Source organism: Kitasatospora sp. NPDC057940 (assembly GCF_042887425.1).
GTDB lineage: Bacteria > Actinomycetota > Actinomycetes > Streptomycetales > Streptomycetaceae > Kitasatospora.
On sequence record NZ_JBHVPH010000002.1, the window covers coordinates 113,405 to 128,797 of the forward strand.

Below are 15,393 nucleotides of genomic sequence, written 5' to 3' on the forward strand. Positions count from 1 at the left end.
CGGGGGCCGTACACCGTGCGGCGACCCCGGATAATGGCCGTGGCCGCAGGCCGGCGGCGCCGGCGGCCTCGATCGATGGAGAGGCGGAGGACGGATGACCCTGAAGGAAGGCCGGCGCGTCAGGTTGGCCGAGGATCTCGGGATCGGTGAGGCGGTCGCCGGGGAGCCCGGGGCCGTCGTCGGGTTCCTCTCGCTGGGATCCGGGTTGGAAGGCACCGTCGAGCGGGTGGACGGGGAACTCCCGGAGAGCCATGAGGTTCGCGAGTACCAGCGGCTCAAAGCGCTGTTCGAGGACTACGGGCACACCATGCCGGCGGCGAGCCGCGAGCGACTGGAGGCGGAGATCGCCGCGCTGGAGCCGCAGTGGACCGCGCACCGGGAACGGGGGAGCCGGGTGACGGTCCGGGTCCGGCTGGACAACGGCTTCGTCCTCGACGGGGCGGACCAGGACATCCTCACTCCGCTGTGAGGGGGGACGTCTCCGGGGCCTTCGTCGGGACGGGCGGCCGCCCGGGTGCTCCTACACCGCGCCAACTGACAAACGATGGACAGGCGTTGCGAACGGTGCGGTGAACGGCGCGGGCAGCCTCGTCCATCGTTTGTCTGTCGGTGCGGCGCATCGTTCACCACGGCGCGGGACACCGCCCGCGCCACCCACCGAAGGCACACCGAATCGAGGGAACCATGCGTACCTCCGCACGCTTCGCCGCGCTGGCCGCGGTCAGCGCCATCGGGCTCGGCACCATCGCCACCGGCACCGCCCAGGCCGCCCCGGTCACCTCCCAGGCCACCGTCCAGGCGGCCCGGAGCACCACCGTCCACCTGCACAACGGCACCGGCTGCGCGCTCTCCCGGACCAACTACGGTCTGTCCCACGGCATCTGGACGCAGGGCCAGGAGCCGCCGCAGACCCTGGGGAACACCGGCGACGCCACCTTCCAGTCGGAGAGCAACGGCTTCCTGACCGGCACGGAGGGCTGGGCGACGTTCACCACGTACGGCTGCGAGGAAGGCTGGCGCAACAACAACACCGTCGCGCTGCACTGGGCCAACCCCTACACCGGTTCCAACAGCTACGACGAGAACGGCACCAGCAGCGTCTTCCGCACCACCCGTGAGAGCGGCTCCGGCAACAACGCCGACGTCTACTGGGGCGTGTGGAAGAACTGATCCCGGCCGTCGGGCACCGCCAGGGGCAGGCAAGCGCCGGCAGATAGTCCAGGACCTGTCCGGCCCCCGCCCCCCGGCCCCTGTGTCGGGTGATCCGGCGCCTGTACCGCCGCACCGCTCGTCGCACGCCGCCGCATGAGAAGCATGCAAAGCACGAAAAGACGGTGCCCCGCCACTGGGTGCCGAACGGCCCGGGCCGTTCGGCACCCGCCGGGCGCCGCACCAACCCCCTCCGACCAGGTAATTCGATGGCGCGCTGCGCGCCGAACCCCGACCCTGGTCACCGTGCCAGAACCCAAGCATCGGATCCGCGCCCTCCACACGGCCACCACCGTGACCGTCTACCAGGCGTACCCTCCGGAGATCGGCCTGCCCGCCGCACAGGACGGCCACTTCCCGGCTGCCTGGAAGAGGGACCGGATGACGTGGATCAAACCGTCGTTCCTGTGGATGATGTACCGCTGCGGCTGGGCGGCCAAGGAGGGCCAGGAGACCGTCCTCGCGATCGAGATCACCCGCGAGGGCTTCGAATGGGCGCTGGCAAACGCCTGCCTGGCCCACTACGAACACGGGCTGCACCCCGACCGCGCCACCTGGAAGCGCCGGCTGAAGCGGGCCCCGGCCCGGGTGCAGTGGGATCCCGAACGCGATCTGCACCTACGGCCGCTCCCCCACCGCTCCCTCCAGCTCGGCCTATCCGGCGAGGCCGCCGAGCGCTACGCGGAGCAGTGGATCGTCTCGATCGACGACGTCACCGCACTCGCGCACGCGGTCCGGGCCCAGGTGAGGGCAGGTGCGCTGGAGGCCGCCCGGCGGCTCCTTCCCGCCGAGCGCCCCTATCCGGCGGGCGATGCGCTGCTGAACCACCTGCGCGGCTGAGCCGGTCCCGAGCGCACGGGACCACGGGGTCTCCGGCGGCCGCCCCACCCCGTCAGGAACGTACGAGCCGTCGGCGATCAGCCGTCGGCGGCGAGGCGGTTCAGCCACTCCCCGAGCAGCTGCTGCTCGGCGCCGCTGAGCGTCGTCTGTTCGGGCAGTGCGGCGCGCAGGGCACGGGCGGCGCCGGCCGGGCCCGGCTCGTGCACGGCCGGCTGCCGGTTGGTGACGGCGGCGACCATGCACTCCCGGAGGGTGGTCAACAGGGCCGGGTCGCGCCGCTCCTGGGGCAGGGACAGCCAGGTGAGCACGGCGCCGCGCGCCGTGGCGTGGATGATCTGGGCCGCGAGTTCCTCGTCGACGCGGAGCCAGCCGCCGGCGGCGAGGCGCCGGATGCGGCCCATCAGGATCTCCATGCCGGCCTTGAAGGCGGCCGAGGTGGTCCCGGCGGGTTCGGTGTACATCAGGGTGTACAGCGCGGGGTTGGCCAGACCGAACTCGATCGCGACGTCCCAGCCCGCTCTCAGGTCCTCGATCGGATCCCGAGGGTCGGGGTCGACGTGCTTGGTGGCGAGGAACGCGGCGAAGCCGTGCGCGGCCACCGCGTCGAGCAGCCCGTCCTTGTCGCCGAACAACCGGTAGATGGCCGGCGGCTGCAGGCCCGCCGCGTCGGCGACCGCGCGGGTGGTGACCGCGTCGCGGCCTCCGCGCGTCAGCAGGCCGATGGCGGCCTCGATGACCCGCTGTCTGGTCTGCTCCCGACCCGGGGACGCGGTGGCGGTCTCAGCGGTGGACGCGGTGGACGCGGTGGCGCCGCCCCTGTCGCGTGAAGGCGATGACATGAATCAACGATACCGCATCACTGGTTCCATCGATATTATCGGTGATACGTTGAATGTGTTTCCACTGGAACCAGCTCGTTGCGACACTGGAGCACACCATGATCATCGTGACCGGAGCCACCGGACAGCTGGGGCGTCAGATCGTCGAGAGGCTGCTGACGCGCGTACCGGCGGCCCGCATCGGCGTCAGCGTCCGCGACCCGCAGAAGGCACAGAACCTCGGAGACCAAGGGGTACGGGTACGCCAGGGCAGCTTCACCGACGCCGCCGGCCTCGCGCACGCCTTCGAGGGCGGCTCGCAGGTCCTCGTCGTCTCCGTCGACAGGATGGGCGAGGAGTGCGTCAGGCAGCACCGCACCGCGATCGAAGCGGCCGTCACGGCGGGCGCCTGTCGCATCCTCTACACCAGCCAGATGGGGGCCGGCGCGACGTCGCACTTCCAGGCCTGCCGCGACCACGCCGCCACCGAGGAGGCCCTGCGCACCTGCGGCGTGCCGTTCACCTCGCTGCGCAACGGCTTCTACGCCGCCAGCGCGGCGCACTTCCTCGGCAACGCGGCGCAGTCCGGCCGGCTCGCGCTCCCCGCGGACGGGCCGGTCGCGTGGACAGCGCACGCCGACCTCGCGGACGCGGCCGCCGCCATCCTGGCCGACGAGGGCCGCTTCGACGGCCCCACGCCGCCGCTCACGGGCCGACAGGCGCTCACCTTCGACGACATCGCCGCCATCGCCACCGAACTCACCGGCCGCACCATCACGCGGACCACCGCCCCCGACGACCGGTTCCGCACGCAGCTGACAGGCCAAGGCGTCCCCGCGGAAACCGCCGGCCAGTTGCTCGGCATCTTCGCTGCCAGCCGCGCCGGCGAGTTCGCCACCACCGACCCCACCCTGGCCGACCTGCTCGGCCGCGAGCCCGTCACCCTGCGCACGGTGCTGCGCGAGCACCTGTCCGAAAGCTGATCCACCCAGGACACCAGGCGCCGGATGCCGGCTGCCGGTACCCGACCCTGGCCGCTCGGCGCGCTCGGCCGGACCAGTCACGGGAACACGCCGACGGAGGACAACGGCGTGTTCCCGTGACCGGGATGCCGCTACGCCCCCTGGTGGCCGGGTCCACGACTCCGTGGTGCAGCGCCACCGGACCGTACGGCCCAGTCCGGACGGCCCAGGACGGTGCCCGTGCGGTGTGCCGGCCGACGAGCGTACTGCTGACCCCGGCGCCCATGTTCGTCAGGCCCACGTTCGTCAGGCCCGCGGCGCCAGCCCCGCCACCAGGTCTCCCGCCGTCAGCCGTTCCAGCTCCTCGGCCGCGGCGTCCACCGGCCCCGGGTAGAGCCGGTACAGCGCCCCGGACAGCTTCTCCGGCGCCGGCACGTCCCCGTCCACCAGCGCGACGAACGCCCGCCGCCCGTCCGGAAGTGCGGCCGAACCGGCGCCGTCCTCGTCCCGCAACGCCCGCAGCCGCGCCGCGAACGCCCCGACGCCCTCACCGCCTCGACGCTGCCACCGCCGCACGGCGCCGCCGTCGCGACCGCGCACGTGCACCTCGTCGCTGCCCGCCGCCCGGGCGCAGGCGACGTCCCACAGGGTGGCCCGGTTCTCCGGGCCGAAGTGGGCGAGCATGTCCCGGCTGAGCGCGCCGACCTCGGCCTGGTGCCGGTAGACGCTGTGGTAGCCGCCGTCGGCGCCGGTGTTGAGGTCGGTCCAGGTGTACCGCCGCTCCGCCAGGTCGACGATCATCGGCACGGACACCTTGGCCTCCGCCCACCGATTATTTTCAGCCGCTCCGGAGCAGGAAGTCGGACCAGTCCTGGGCGGTACCCGCCACAGCCCGAGTCGGAGTCAGGAGATCGAGCGCATGATCGATTTCTTCAGTAGGTTGACGGGCCGACACACGCACACGTGGCGCTCCGCGCGGAGTGACCACACACGGGGGAGCGTCCGGCAGGCTGTGAGGCGGTCTGCCGGGCGGAGCTCCCAGGGGATGGAGAGGGAGATGGCAGGTAGTCAGGAATCGCACAGCGCGGTATTCGTCCTGCTGGCGGACGGTGAGCCACCGGCACCAGGGGAGAACCCCGGTGGGGAAGGGCTGGCGGGGCTGATCGTCGCGGTCCTGGAGCGGGTGGGCTGGACCACTGGTATGGGAGTGCTGGGAGTGCTGGCCGTCCTCGCCGGGGGCGCGTGGATGTGGGGCCGGGCGCCGAAGGCCACCGGCGAGGAGAGACCCCGGGTCCGATAGGGCGGCGTCTTCCTCCCCAGGCCGAGATCCTTCGGGCGCCCCACCCTGCCTACGCCGCCGTCCGGGACCGCCTCCCGGAGGGCGGCCCGGACGGCCGGGCACCCCGCTCCTGAGGGAGGACCCCAGGTGTGCCGGCCCGGCGGAGTCACCCGGTCAGGAGACGCGCTTCAGCTGCCAGGCGTTGTTGTTGAAGCTCGGGTTCGACCAGGCGACGCAGCTGCTGGTGTAGTACGAGCCGGTCTGGACCCAGCCCGCTGGCGGGTAGGTGGTGGAGCAGGCCTGGACCACGGTGCCGACGGGCAGTCCGGTGAGCTGCTTTATCTGCTTGATGTTCGGGCTGAAGCTCTGCGTGCCGCAACTGCTGCTGTAGCCCCAGCTCACGTCGACGTAGCCGGCCGGGGTGAGAACGCTTCCGCACGAGCTCGTGACGTCGCCCGGGGCGGCCTGGGCGGGCGCGGCGGTCAGGGCGAACGTCGCCGCGGCGCCGGCGATGGCCATACAGGTGCGAAGACGGATCATGGGTGAGGGCCCCTTCTGATCACGGGTGGGTGGCCGATCAGGCCGTGGAGCCATTCCTACGGTCTGATCACCGGTTTCGGATAGCGGCTTTCAGGCCTAAAGGCCCCCGGGCAGGACGGGGGCCGGGCGCTCCGGGCGTCGGGATTTCTCCTGCGGTATGCGAACTTGTGCGGTCGTATCCGAACTTGATGCGATTTCCAGCCCTTCACCTGTCACACACACCGGTGAATGCGCCCCGAAACCAGGACGTGGACGACCGGTCGTCGCTTCTCCTGGGGGTCCTGCCCGGATCGGGCAGATGTCCGCCGACCATGAGAGTGGGGATCAGGTGGGGACGAGAAGGAGAAGGAAGGGCGTCGCGCGGGCCGCGGTGCTCGCCGCCGCGCTGTGCGGCGGCGGGGCGCTGACGGCGCCGGCGGCGTTCTCGCAGACGGAGGACGGGACGGTGACGGTCCGGGTGATCCGGGCCGTGGACTCCTCCGGGGTGTGGACGCCCGCGCTGGAACCGGGGCTGGCGGGCGTGAAGGTGACGCTCACCGGCGAGGAGCGGGCCCACGTCGAGGGCACCACCGGGGCCGACGGGACGGTGACGCTGACGCCGCCGCGGAGCCGGGAGCACGGCGGCGGCGCGTACCGGGTGCAGGTGGTGAATCCGAAGCCGGGCGTGCTGTTCCCGGCGTTCGCCTCGCGGCAGGGGCTGGACGGCGCGCCGAACCAGCTGAGCTCCAACGAGGAGTTCGTCGACCTCTCCGGCGGCAGGAACGTCTCGTACACCACCGGGCTGTGGTACCCGGGGGACTACTGCCAGCAGAACGCGCCGCTGGTGACGACCTGCCAGAACACCACCTGGGGAGGCGGCGCGCAGCGCACGCTGGTGTCGTTCCCGTACCGCGCGCGCGGCCAGGACGGCGTGGACGTCAACGTCACGAACCTCGCGACCGACGCGCAGACGGGCACGCTCTACGGCATCGCGTGGAACAAGGCCGACCGGCGGATCTTCTCCTCGGCGGCGGCCAAGCGCACCACGGACTACGGCCCCGGCGGCGCCGGCGGCATCTACGTGACCGACCCGGCGCAGGGTCGGACCACCCTGTTCACCACCGTCCCGGACGCCGGCGGCACGGCGCACGGGCCGGGGACGGACGACGCGTTCCTCGTCGCGCCGGGCAAGGAGAGCCTCGGCGGGCTCAAGGTGACGAACGACGGCAGGGACCTGTTCGTCGTCAACCTCAACACCCGCACGCTGTACCGCTACGACGCGACCGCGCCGACGGCCGCGCAGCCGAGGGGCGTCTACCCGATCCCGGACCCGGGCTGCGCCTCGGCCGGGGACTGGCGGCCGTTCGGCCTGGGCCTCCAGGACGACGTCGGCTACCTCGGCGGGGTCTGCTCGGGCGAGTCGACGGGCAAGGCCTCGGACCTGCGGGCGGTCGTGCTGCCCTTCGACCTGGCCACCGGCCGGTTCCGCGCGGCCGTGCTGGACCAGCCGCTGGACTACCCGCGCCAGTCGACCGTCGGCTCGGGCCCGTGCGACGGCGCGGGCTGGTTCCCGTGGACGAACACCTACCCGACCACGCAGAACGGCCAGACCTGCGCCGGTTTCCGCGCGCAGCCGGAGCCGGAGCTGGGCGAGGTCGGCTTCGAGACGGACGGCTCGATGCTGCTGGCCTTCCGCGACCGCATGGCCGACCGGGCGACGGGCCAGTCGGGGTCGGGCGCGGCGGTGGGCGAGGTGCTGTCGGGCGGTGACCTGAACAAGGCCTGCCTGAGCGGCGGCACCTACGTGCTGGACGCCAACACCGGCTGCGGGCTCTCGCCCCGGGGCACCCGCTTCTTCGACACCAGCCGGATGGGCGTCCACCACAACGCGGCCTATGCCGGGATGGCGCTGTCCAAGGTCGAGAACACCATCGGGACCTCCGGGTTCGACCCCAACAGCACGGCCTTCGGCTACGGCACGTCGTTCGTCCAGCGCGACGGCAGGCAGGACCCGGCGTTCGGCCTGCGGCTCAACGCGGCGAACGTGCCCGCGCCGTTCGGCAAGGGCGCCTCGATGGGCGACCTGGAGGTGCTCTGCGACCAGGCGCCGCTGCAGATCGGCAACCGGGTCTGGTACGACGCCGAGCACAAGGGCATCCAGAAACCGGGCCAGCGCCCGGTGGAGGGCGCCACCGTCCACCTGTACGACGGGCCGGGGAAGCTCGTCGGCACGGCGCGGACGACGGCGCGCGGCGAGTACTACTTCGACGACTCGAACGTGGACGGCGGGCTCAAGCCGCACACCAAGTACACGATCCGGCTGGACAACCCCGCCGACTTCGCCCAGGGCGGCCCGCTGTACCAGTGGGTGCCCACCCGGCACGACGTCGGCGACAACCCGTTCATCAACTCCAAGGGCGTCGTCCCGCCGGGCGCAACGTTCGCCGAGCGGGAACTGACCACCGGCGGACCGGGCCAGGACGACCACACCTACGACTTCGGGTTCCGGCCGCAGGAGGGCACGCTGACCCTGGTCAAGCACGACCAGGACGGCAAGCCGCTGGCCGGGGCGACGTTCCAGCTGTGGCGCTGGAACGGCGGGCCCGGCTGGCCGCAGACCACCGGCGGGCACAAGGATTCGCCGGTCGGCGATCCCTGCGTCACCGGGGCGGACGGCATCTGCCGGATCGTCGTCGGGCCGGGGACGTACTACTGGGTGGAGGTGAGGCCGCCCGACGGCTACGCGGCGCCGACCGTCGCGATCTTCGGGCCGCTGGTGCTCACCTGCGAGACCCTGGACGACGGGATCACGGTGACGGTCGTCAACCGGCTGCTCCCGTCGGTCGGTTCGGGCGCGGCCCCGCCGTCGCCGGATGCGGTCTCGACCCCGTCGCCGGCCCCGTCGCCGAGCCCGACGTCCTCGGTGGCGGCGGTGGCGGCGGTGACGTCCTTGTCGCCGCCGTCGCCGAGCGTCTGGCCGTCCCGCCCCGCTGAGCGGCCCGGCGGCGCGCTGCCGACCACCGGGGCGGGCAGCGTGCTGCCGCTCGGCGTGACCGGTGCGGCGGCGCTGCTGGGTGCGGGCGGCGTGCTGGTCGTGGTCGCGCGCCGGCGCGGGGCGCGGCACACCTAGTGGAACCAGGCCGGGCCCGTGGCGAGTTCGACGGCCACGGGCCCGGCCCCGGGTCACCATCCGGCACTCGGACGCAGGAAGCTGACCGCCGGGCCACCGGGCTGGTGCGGTGAACGGCTCGGCCGTCGCTCGTACGGGTGACGGCCGAGCCCGGATCGCGTCAGCAGTCGGGTGGGATGCGGATGGCGAGGCTGCGGAAGAGATCGTGCACGCTGTCCTCGGCGTACAGGACCTTGCCGTACACGACCTCGGCGACGCCTGCGGGGTCGACCTCGTGACCGGCCGCTGCCGCCCAGGACAGTGCGTGCTCCAGCACCTCGGTGCGGTCCGCCTCCCAGCGGGCGGTGACCACCTCGACGCATTCCTGCCACTCGGCTGCGGTGAGCTCCTCGTCGTCCTCGCTGACCCCGAACTCCTCGAACACCCCGGACTCCACCGCCAGGCGGACGTTGAGTTCCGCACTCCACAGCTCGCCGCCCGGGGCGCAGCCGCGCACGATCGCGTAGTCGCTCATGACGACCTGGCACACCAGGACCGGCGCACCGAGCGCGTCGGCGGCCTGCCTCACCTGGCCGTCACCGATCTCCTGGTCCGCATCGGGCCGCAGTCTCATCACCCGCCAGCCGTCGGGCCAGTCGGTCGGCTCGCACAGGCTCCTCTTCTCCGGTGGAAGGTCGAACAGTTCCGTCACCGTCCGGTGCGTGCGTGCGAGCACGATGTACCCGTTGAAACCCATCAGCCCCACCCCTCGGGAGTACTCGGTGGCGCCAAGCTATCCGGCCCGACCGACAGCCCCGAACCCCGTACGCCGCGATCGGCGGCGCCCCGGGCGGCTTCACCCAGGGCAGAACGCGACTCCCTTCCCCCCGCGCCCCGGATCCCTAGGCTGGAGGGGTGAGCACTCATGCGCCGAACGAAGCCCGCGTCATCCCCCTGCGCCCGCACACCTCGTCGCCCGGTTCCGGCGGGGCGACCCGCGCCCCGCAGCGGCCGGCGGGAGCCTCACCGGCACCCGCGCCCGCGCCCGCGCCCGCGCCCGCGCCGAGGGAACCCCTGTGGCGCGACCTCGTCGGCGACGCGCTGCGCCGCGAACGGCTCGCCCAGGAACGGACGTTGAAGGACGTGGCGGAGGCGGCCCGGATTTCGATCCCGTACCTGTCGGAGCTGGAGCGCGGGCGCAAGGAGGCCTCCTCCGAGGTCCTCGCGGCCGCCGCCCGGGCCCTCGGACTCGGCCTCGCCGACCTGCTCTCGCTCGCCCAGGACGAGCTGACCCGGCACACCCGGAGCCACGTGGGCCGGAGCCAGGTCGGCCTGGGCGGGGTGGGCGGGGTGGGCCGGGGCACGGTGGGCCGAAGCCGGTTGGACCGGAGCCGCACGTCGCCCACGGCGCAGTACGACGGGCTCTGCCTCGCCGCCTGACCCGGCCTCTCCGGGCCCGACCCGACCTGTCCGGGCCTGAGCTGGCATGCCCCGACCGAAGGCCGGTACGACGGTGGTGCGCCCCGCCGTACCGGCCACGGCCGCGCGGAGTCAGCCGAACGCGAGCCGTCGGCTCAGCACCTCGTCGGCGAGCCCGTAGGCAACGGCCTCCTCGGCGGTGAACACCTTGTCCCGGTCCATGTCCGCCCGCAGCGTCGCCACGTCGTGGTGCGTGTGCCGGGACAGCACCTCCTCCACCTGCGAGCGGGTGCGGACCATCTCCTTCGCCGCGAGGCTGAGGTCGGACACCGTCCCCTGCCGGCCGCCGCTGGCCGGCTGGCCGAGCAGCACCCGCGCGTGCTGGAGCACGAACCGCCGCCCGGGGTCTCCGCCGGCCAGCAGCACCGCCGCCGTCGACGCCGCCTGACCGACGCAGAACGTGGAGATCGGCGCCTGCACGAACGTCATCGTGTCGTAGATCGCCATCAGCGAAGTGAAAGATCCACCAGGCGAGTTGAGGTAGATCGAGATCTCACGTTCCGGACTCTCCGACTCCAGGTGCAGGAGCTGCGCGATGACCACGTTGGCGACCCCGTCGTCGATCTCGGTGCCGAGGAAGATGATCCGCTCGTTCAGCAGCCGGCTGAAGACGTCGTAGGAGCGCTCGCCCTGCGCGGTCCGCTCGATGACGTAGGGAACCGTGTACGACCCCATGTCACAGCCCCATCCGTCGGCGCGACGCGGCCGGGCGGATGTCGGCGACCGACTCCACCACCCGGTCCACGATCCCGTACTCCCTGGCCTGTTCGGCCGTGAACCAGCGGTCCCGGTCGCCGTCCCGCGCGATCGTCTCCTCGCTCTGCCCGGTGTGCTCGGCGGTGATCCGCTCGATGGCCTTCTTGGTGAACTGGAGGTTCTCCGCCTGGATCTCGATGTCGGCGGCGGTGCCGCCGATGCCCGCCGAGGGCTGGTGCATCATGATCCGCGCGTTCGGCAGCGCGAGCCGCTTGCCGGGCGCCCCCACGGTGACCAGGAACTGGCCCATGCTGGCGGCGAACCCCATCACCAGCGTCGAGACGTCGTTCGGGATGAGCCGCATGGTGTCGTAGATGGCGAGCCCCGCGGTAACCGACCCACCGGGGCTGTTGACGTACAGGCTGATGTCGGTGCGCGGGTCCTCCGCCGACAGCAGGAGCAACTGCGCGCACACCCGGTTGGCCGACACGTCGTCGACCTGGGTGCCGAGGAGGACGATCCGCTGGGCGAGCAGCTGCGCCGCGAGGTGGTCGTCGAAGCGGCTGGGCGGCGTGCCGCCCTCCTCCGCGCGGGGCGCGAGCGTGGTGAGGGGAGTCATCCGGTCTCCTTGTCGAGATGCCGAGGCGTCGAAGTGTCGAGGTGTCGAGGTGTCGAGTCGAGGTGTTGGGGCGGGCTTGCCCTCGACTCCACTCTTGACCCCGGGAGACCTCCGGATGCGTTTTCTCTGCCCGCCGCAGATTCGCCACGGGCAGACACGGGCAGACACGGGCAGAGGCGACGGCCCGGGCCCGGCTGCGGCCTGCTCGGGGCCCAGCCAGAGCCGGGCCCCGAGCAGGACGGTCAGAGCGGCAGGCCCTGCCAGCCGCCGAAGCTGGTGGGCGTCGTGCCCGCGCGGTAGTAGACGCGGCCGTCCGAACCGATCGCGAACACGTGGAGGACGCCGCCGCCGTCGACGAGCGCGGCCGGGTGGTCGAGGACGGTGCCGCCGAGGTCCTGCCAGGTGCCGTAGCCGGAGTTCGGGGCGGTCTGGGCGGTGGTGCTCACGCCGCCGCCGCGGTTGCGCTCGAACAGGACGACCCGTCCGCCGAGGGTGGCCGCCGCCGGCTCGCCCACTCCCCCGTGTCCGCCGAGGGGGGCCGGGGACTGGCTCCACTCGCCGCCGGGCCGGGTCTGGTAGCTGACCAGCATCGCCCCGGTGCCGACCTCGCGGTAGGCGAGTTCGATGCGGCCGTCCTGGTCGAGCGCGGCCTTGGGCGGGCTGGCCGGCCGGGCGCCCGGGATCGGGGTCGGGCCGCCGAAGGCGCCGTTCGGAGCGGTCTGCCACCAGCCGAGGATTCCGGTGCGGGTGCTGGCGAACACCTCGATCGCGCCGACGCCGTTGCGGATCGCGGTGACCGGGTCCTGGAGGTCGGTGCCGCCCAGGTCCGTCCACGTTCCCGTCCACACCCCGCCCGGGGTGGTCTGCCAGATGCAGCTGAGGCCGCCCCCGCCGTTCTTGACGAACAGTTCCAGCCGCCCGTCCTGGTTGGCGGCCACCACCGGCACACCGACCTGGTCCTCGTTGCCGAGCCCGGTGTTGGGGTTGCCGTGGTCGGCCCAGCTGTTCCACCACCAGCCGTTGGGCGCGCCCTGGGGCAGGGAGATGATGTGGTGATCGGTCAGGCGGCGGGCGAAGACCTCCAGCCGGCCGTCGGCGTTGGTCCCGACCGCGATGCCCGGCGCCAGTCGCCCGCCCGGGTCGGCCATCCGCACCGGACCGCCCCAACTGCCGTCCCCCTGGCGCCAGTACGTGTAGAGGGCGCCGGCCCGGACGACGAAGACCTGCGGCCGGCCGTCCTGGTTCAGCCCGGCCCAGGAGGTGCCCCGCGACCAGCGGTAGTACATCCGGGAGAACCAGGCGTCGGAGTAGTTCCCCGAGTGGTCGTGGCCGGCGTACTCGGAGACGAACACGCCCTTGGCGCCCGTCGTCGCCGGGTCGAGGTTCACCGGGGAGTCGCTGATGTTGTAGTCCCGGTAGTTCACCTGGATCAGCCCGCCGCCGTACAGCAGGGCCGCCTGGCCGGCGAACTTCGCGGCGGAGACGTGGTCCGAGTGGTCGCCCGAGTATCGCCTGTCCGGGAGTTCGTCCTGGGCCCGGAGCACGGTCGGCTGGTACGTCACCATCAGCTGTCGCAGCACCTCGACGACGTCCGCCGCCGTGTAGGTCGACGGCCCGGACAGCGGGCTGCCCACCGGGACGACCGTGGTGTCGGTGCCCCCGGCCAGGACGGCGCCGAGCCCGGCGTCGTGCAGGTTGAGGAAGATCAGGTGCACCTGGCGGTCCTTGAGGACGTACCGTTCGACCTGCTTGCCCGCGACGGTCCACGCCTCGACCGTCCAGTGCCCGACCTCGTCGGTCGCCGGGTCGGTGTCGCCGACCCCGGCCATCCGGGAGTAGGCGTTGACGGCGCCCATCTGCCGGTTCCAGGTGCGCAGCGGCTCGCCCGCGGTGTCCCAACAGACCGTGGCGCACGGGTCGCCGGTCGCGTTGCCCGCGGTGACGAACACCGTGACGGACGGGGTGCCGAGGGCGATCGCGTTGGACAGGTCCGGGTTCATGAACAGGATGTCGTCGTCCTCGTGCGCGACGACCTGCATGAACAGCGGCCCGGAGGCGGCGGCCGGGGCCGCCCCCACGGCCGCGGCCGCGCGGGTCGCGGTCCCCTTGGCCAGGACGGGCGCGGCCAGGGCGGTGAGCGCGACGGAGGTGAGGAGTTGCCGTCGTCCGATTGCCATGTGATTCCCCCCAATTCGAGATCGGCATGTGATCACGCCAGGAGGAGATTAGCGCATGGTCGGGCAGGCAATGCCCTGGACTGCATCGAGCAAATTACCGGAGGGTGAAGTCAATTGACGAAGGATCACGTCACTTCGTTCACTTCCTGCCCATCGGACGCATTTCCGGAAGATCCCGTTCGCGCACGGGTGGAATCGGAGCGGCGAACGCTTCAGTGACGGCGCGGTCAGCGCCGCCCTGGCCACCAGGACGCCGGTCGACGACGGCCTGCACTCCGTCGGACCGGCCGATCTGCGCGGCGTCGAGGGCGGCGCCGGAACGCGCGTCCGTCAGCCGAGCGAGTCCACCAGCTCGGCGATCGCCGCCAGCGGCTGGTGGGCCGCGAGTTCGGCAGCCAGGTCGGCGGCGTTGGCGCGGTAGGCCGGGCCGGCCAGGACCCGGTCGACGGCCTCGCGCAGCTCCGGCTCGCCCGGGCGCCCGGTGCGCAGGTCGATGCCGACACCGCGCCAGGCCACCCGGGCGGCCACCTCGGGCTTGTCCTCGCTGCCGCCCGCGACCACCAGCGGCACCCCGAAGGCCAGCGCGGTGTGCACACCTCCGTAGCCGCCGTTGCTGATCAACACGTCGGCGTGCGGCAGGAGCCGGTCGAACGGCAGGTAGCCGGCGGCCCGCACGTTGTCCGGCAGGCCGCCGAGCGCCTGTGCCAGCAGCTCGGGCCCGTCCGGGCGGACCGTGGCCGCGACCACCAGCAGGTCGGGGCGGTCGGCCAGCGCGCGCACCGCGGGGACCAGCAGCTCGGTCAGGTCGTCATTGGCCAGGGTGCCCTGGGTGACCACCACGACCGGGCGTTCGGAAGCCAACTCCGGCCACCACTGCGGCAGTTCCACCTCGCTCCGGTTCTGCGGCGCCAGCGCGCCGATGTAGCGAAGCGAGGCCGGCGCGTCGCTACGCGGGTACTCGAACCCCGGGACGGTCAACTGCAGGTAGTGGTCGGGCCCGGTGACGGCGGCGTTCACCCGGGGCCCCGGCGGCAGCTCGGCCCCGACCGCGGCGAAGACCTCGGCCGCGTACTGCCGCAGCGGCTCGCCGCGCAGCGCCGCCTCGGCGTTCAGCTCCCGGTTGCGGGCCATCCCTTCCGGTCCCGCCTGGGGCGCCAGCGCGAGCCCGAAGGGCGCGGTGTCGACACTCTGCAGCATCGGCGGGGACACCCCGATGCCCACCACGGCCGGCCGCTCGCCGCGCGGATGGGCCAGCGCCAGAGCCACCGCGCCGTGGAAGAAGCAGTCACCGAGCACGGCCGTGGCCGGGAACTCCGCCAGCAACGCGCGCAGCGCCCGGTACCGCGCGGGCACCGGGTCGATGAAGATGTTCCGGGCGTCGAAGGCCAACCGCTGTGGCCCGGGCGGCAGTTCGGCCCGACCCGGGAAGGAGTCGTTGATCCGGCGGTCGTCGAAATCCGCCTCCGGCGGCAGGGCGACGAAGCGTGCCCCGGTCTCCTCGGCGGCCTCCGCGAACCGCGCCCCGCCGAGGAAGACCACCTCGTGCCCGCGCGCCACCAGGTCGGCGGTGATCGCCAGCATCGGCGCGGTGTGCCCGTGCGCGGGCATGGCGGCAGTGATGATCCTGGACATGTGAAACCCCCCATAGTCGTTCGTCGGCCGGTCCGTGCACACCCCGTGGTCGTC

General features: G+C 72.7%; 15 protein-coding genes. 7 read left to right on the forward strand and 8 right to left on the reverse strand.

The window, feature by feature from the left end; translation table 11 throughout:
• The first annotated feature begins 94 nt into the window (after nt 1-94).
• The 3 genes from ACFVTF_RS04010 (at nt 95) to ACFVTF_RS04020 (ending at nt 2,049) form a co-directional block, all read left to right on the forward strand.
• A complete protein-coding gene (locus ACFVTF_RS04010) occupies nt 95-469 on the forward strand; it encodes a hypothetical protein (RefSeq protein ID WP_387808634.1) in 375 nt (124 codons plus the stop codon).
• A 215-nt stretch (nt 470-684) separates the two neighbouring features.
• Entirely contained in the window at nt 685-1,170 is a 486-nt protein-coding gene (locus ACFVTF_RS04015; protein WP_387808637.1) for a hypothetical protein, read from the forward strand.
• Between the two features lie 285 nt (nt 1,171-1,455).
• Nucleotides 1,456-2,049, forward strand: coding sequence for a DUF4291 domain-containing protein (locus tag ACFVTF_RS04020; RefSeq protein ID WP_387808640.1), 594 nt, complete (start codon nt 1,456-1,458; stop codon nt 2,047-2,049).
• Nucleotides 2,050-2,126: 77 nt separating this feature from the next.
• On the opposite strand, the gene ACFVTF_RS04025 is transcribed toward ACFVTF_RS04020, so the two are convergent.
• Nucleotides 2,127-2,888 carry a TetR/AcrR family transcriptional regulator gene (locus ACFVTF_RS04025; RefSeq protein ID WP_387808643.1) on the reverse strand — a complete coding sequence of 254 codons (762 nt, stop codon included), beginning with the start codon at nt 2,886-2,888 and terminating at the stop codon, nt 2,127-2,129.
• A 98-nt stretch (nt 2,889-2,986) separates the two neighbouring features.
• Between ACFVTF_RS04025 and ACFVTF_RS04030 the strand changes: the two genes are divergently transcribed.
• Entirely contained in the window at nt 2,987-3,850 is an 864-nt protein-coding gene (locus tag ACFVTF_RS04030) for an NAD(P)H-binding protein (RefSeq protein WP_387808646.1), read from the forward strand.
• Between the two features lie 285 nt (nt 3,851-4,135).
• On the opposite strand, the gene ACFVTF_RS04035 is transcribed toward ACFVTF_RS04030, so the two are convergent.
• The gene (locus ACFVTF_RS04035; RefSeq protein WP_387808649.1) at nt 4,136-4,630 is read right to left on the reverse strand and encodes a hypothetical protein; all 495 of its coding nucleotides are present in this window, start codon (nt 4,628-4,630) and stop codon (nt 4,136-4,138) included.
• 256 nt (nt 4,631-4,886) lie between these two features.
• Between ACFVTF_RS04035 and ACFVTF_RS04040 the strand changes: the two genes are divergently transcribed.
• Entirely contained in the window at nt 4,887-5,129 is a 243-nt protein-coding gene (locus ACFVTF_RS04040; protein ID WP_387808652.1) for a hypothetical protein, read from the forward strand.
• 153 nt (nt 5,130-5,282) lie between these two features.
• On the opposite strand, the gene ACFVTF_RS04045 is transcribed toward ACFVTF_RS04040, so the two are convergent.
• Nucleotides 5,283-5,648 (reverse strand): hypothetical protein, encoded by a 366-nt coding sequence (locus ACFVTF_RS04045; protein WP_387808655.1) that lies wholly within the window; start codon nt 5,646-5,648, stop codon nt 5,283-5,285.
• Between the two features lie 328 nt (nt 5,649-5,976).
• Between ACFVTF_RS04045 and ACFVTF_RS04050 the strand changes: the two genes are divergently transcribed.
• Complete coding sequence (locus ACFVTF_RS04050) at nt 5,977-8,757, forward strand: SdrD B-like domain-containing protein (RefSeq protein WP_387808658.1); 2,781 nt, start codon at nt 5,977-5,979, stop codon at nt 8,755-8,757.
• 160 nt (nt 8,758-8,917) lie between these two features.
• Here the strand turns inward: ACFVTF_RS04050 and ACFVTF_RS04055 are convergent, their stop codons facing one another.
• Complete coding sequence (locus ACFVTF_RS04055; protein ID WP_387808661.1) at nt 8,918-9,493, reverse strand: hypothetical protein; 576 nt, start codon at nt 9,491-9,493, stop codon at nt 8,918-8,920.
• Nucleotides 9,494-9,651: 158 nt separating this feature from the next.
• Between ACFVTF_RS04055 and ACFVTF_RS04060 the strand changes: the two genes are divergently transcribed.
• Nucleotides 9,652-10,176 carry a helix-turn-helix domain-containing protein gene (locus ACFVTF_RS04060; RefSeq protein WP_387808663.1) on the forward strand — a complete coding sequence of 175 codons (525 nt, stop codon included), beginning with the start codon at nt 9,652-9,654 and terminating at the stop codon, nt 10,174-10,176.
• A gap of 111 nt (nt 10,177-10,287) precedes the next feature.
• Here ACFVTF_RS04060 and ACFVTF_RS04065 read toward each other — a convergent pair whose 3' ends face one another.
• The 4 genes from ACFVTF_RS04065 to ACFVTF_RS04080 form a co-directional block, all read right to left on the reverse strand.
• Nucleotides 10,288-10,890, reverse strand: a complete 603-nt coding sequence (locus ACFVTF_RS04065) for an ATP-dependent Clp protease proteolytic subunit (protein WP_331745151.1) — start codon at nt 10,888-10,890, stop codon at nt 10,288-10,290.
• Between the two features lies 1 nt (nt 10,891).
• Entirely contained in the window at nt 10,892-11,530 is a 639-nt protein-coding gene (locus tag ACFVTF_RS04070; protein WP_331745149.1) for an ATP-dependent Clp protease proteolytic subunit, read from the reverse strand.
• A 242-nt stretch (nt 11,531-11,772) separates the two neighbouring features.
• A complete protein-coding gene (locus ACFVTF_RS04075; RefSeq protein ID WP_387808667.1) occupies nt 11,773-13,707 on the reverse strand; it encodes a PIG-L family deacetylase in 1,935 nt (644 codons plus the stop codon).
• A 330-nt stretch (nt 13,708-14,037) separates the two neighbouring features.
• Entirely contained in the window at nt 14,038-15,339 is a 1,302-nt protein-coding gene (locus ACFVTF_RS04080) for a glycosyltransferase (protein ID WP_387808670.1), read from the reverse strand.
• Nucleotides 15,340-15,393 lie beyond the last annotated feature (54 nt).